Here is a 688-nt window from a genome sequence, read left to right on the forward strand (position 1 = left end):
TGTCTAAAGCAGAAACCAATGCACCGAAACGGATCTCTACTCTGTCGTAGATACCCCCAGCCGGTACAGTAGCTTTAAACCTGTTGCCGCTTAATAGTTTAAGTTTTAAAAGACTCGAATTCAGCGGATAGCTGTTCACCACGCTTGTACCGTTCAACACAGTAACAGTAGCACCTCCAAGTACACTTACATCTGCAAGACCTGTTGGGGTCTCAAGATCTAAACGGATACTGTCGGTAGCTGATCCTGCACTTGCAAAAATCAGACGCTGATAACCCGTTGCCCCTACACCTACCGCCAAATGGATGCTGGTGAAATTGGTAGCATTCGCATCAGTCGATGCACCAGGATTGTCTACTCCGCATAATAAACAAAGACCATCTATACCGCTTTGTTGTGCTGTTGCTGCATTACAGTTCGGATTTACAGGTCCGCTGGTTACCGTTACTTTCACTGCCACTCTTGATGAGCTCACACAACCTGATGCACTTTCAGTCTCTACATAATAAGTAGTGGTAGCTGCTAAAGCAGGAGTGGTAAAGCTTGGTCCGGTAGCCAATGATGCTCCGCCACTTGCTGCTGCATACCATTTAATGGTATTGCCCGCATCGGCTGTGGCCTGAAGCGTAGCGGTCTGGCCTGAACTGATGGTCTCGTTATTGGTAACGATAGCTGCCAGTGCAGGAGC

1 protein-coding gene is annotated in these 688 nt (G+C 48.0%); it reads right to left on the reverse strand.

Annotated elements, in window-relative coordinates:
* Positions 1-688, reverse strand: a 688-nt coding sequence (locus HQN86_RS18790) for an immunoglobulin domain-containing protein (RefSeq protein ID WP_216854450.1), incomplete at both ends; no start/stop codon positions are given.

The organism is Pedobacter panaciterrae (assembly GCF_013204795.1).
In the GTDB taxonomy this organism is placed as follows: domain Bacteria; phylum Bacteroidota; class Bacteroidia; order Sphingobacteriales; family Sphingobacteriaceae; genus Pedobacter; species Pedobacter panaciterrae.